This is a genomic window from Bathymodiolus platifrons methanotrophic gill symbiont (assembly GCF_002189065.1).
Lineage (GTDB): Bacteria > Pseudomonadota > Gammaproteobacteria > Methylococcales > Methylomonadaceae > Methyloprofundus.
Genome location: NZ_BDMN01000361.1, coordinates 1 through 1,110 on the forward strand (window position 1 = coordinate 1; position 1,110 = coordinate 1,110).

Annotated in this window: 1 protein-coding gene and 1 pseudogene; one reads left to right on the plus strand and one right to left on the minus strand. The window is 39.5% G+C overall.

Translation table 11 applies throughout. The features are described 5' to 3' along the window. Nucleotides 1-191 (minus strand): annotated as a pseudogene (locus CDZ78_RS17580) (ISL3 family transposase); the annotation flags it as partial. Between the two features lie 410 nt (nt 192-601). On the opposite strand from CDZ78_RS17580, the gene CDZ78_RS24640 reads away from it, so the two are divergent. Beyond that, nucleotides 602-1,021 (plus strand): hypothetical protein, encoded by a 420-nt coding sequence (locus tag CDZ78_RS24640; RefSeq protein WP_140414169.1) that lies wholly within the window; start codon nt 602-604, stop codon nt 1,019-1,021. Nucleotides 1,022-1,110 lie beyond the last annotated feature (89 nt).

The window sequence follows — 1,110 nt, forward strand, 5'->3', positions numbered from 1 at the left end:
TGCCGATCGACTGTATCATGCACTGGGCAGAGAACCCCCGATTCATCAGCAAAACGGGCGCCTGGTTCAAAACCTATCTGCAAATGAAGTTCATTCTGTTCTAAAATATTGTCGTTTGAAAAGATAATTTCTTCCACTTTCCAAGGCGATTGTAAGCCTAAAGCCATACTAAATAAAGATTCATTATTCATGGTATTATTATCGCACTACCCACTAGGATTCACATAGAGCCATTTTTTTCGCTTGGATGTGCAAAACAAGCTTTCGAAAAAATAGCGACTCTCCGACTAAATTTTTAGGTGTTTAACATGAAAAACTATTATTAGCTTCACTTCTGACAGGGGCATTCTTTGCCCCAGGCGCACAGGGCGCTCTAAATAAATTTAAGGTTTATAATGGAAATGTAGCCATTTCGACTGATGGTTTCGGTAGCCAGTCAGGATCTGGTATCATTTCAGCATCCGTACCTGATGGCGCTACAGTAAAAGCAGCTTATTTATATACTGCCTCATACATTAAGAACGTTGCCGTGGTGCTAACCTTAAATGGCACTCCTGTTACTTATGGCGACGGCATCATTCAGCACAATGAAATTATAGTAATGAATACGTCAAATTCGGGGGAATTAGGAACGTCTCGCGCTGATGTTACCTATATTGTAAAACCAATTATTGATGTAGGTACTGGCGGTGTTTATAACTTCAACCTCGTAGAATTTTTTAATCACGATTGGATCGATGGTCACGCCTTAGTTGTTGTTTATGAGCATCCCTCTTTACCTGAGGCAACTGTTGCTATTTTTGATGGTTTCGCAGATGTCAATGAAACCTTCTCTATAAACTTTACTAATCCTTTAAATCCTAATGAAATTATTTTTTTTGCTGAAATGACTTTAGGTATAAGTTTTAGTTGTTGTGACCAAAAATCGACTGTTATGGTTAACGAGCAACTATTAACGAATAATGCAGGTGGTGGCGATGACGCTATTGGTGACAATAGCGTACACACACTGGTAATTTAGTCACTATCGGCAGTTTTGATGACCCACTCTCTCCGGGCACCCCTAGCTATGAAGAAGATCATGAGCGGTATAATATTGCTAGCTTTATT

Bases quoted from the DNA above. Each gene is read 5' to 3' on its own strand.
- CDZ78_RS24640 (WP_140414169.1), top strand. From the start codon at position 602: ATGAATACGTCAAATTCGGGGGAATTAGGAACGTCTCGCGCTGATGTT.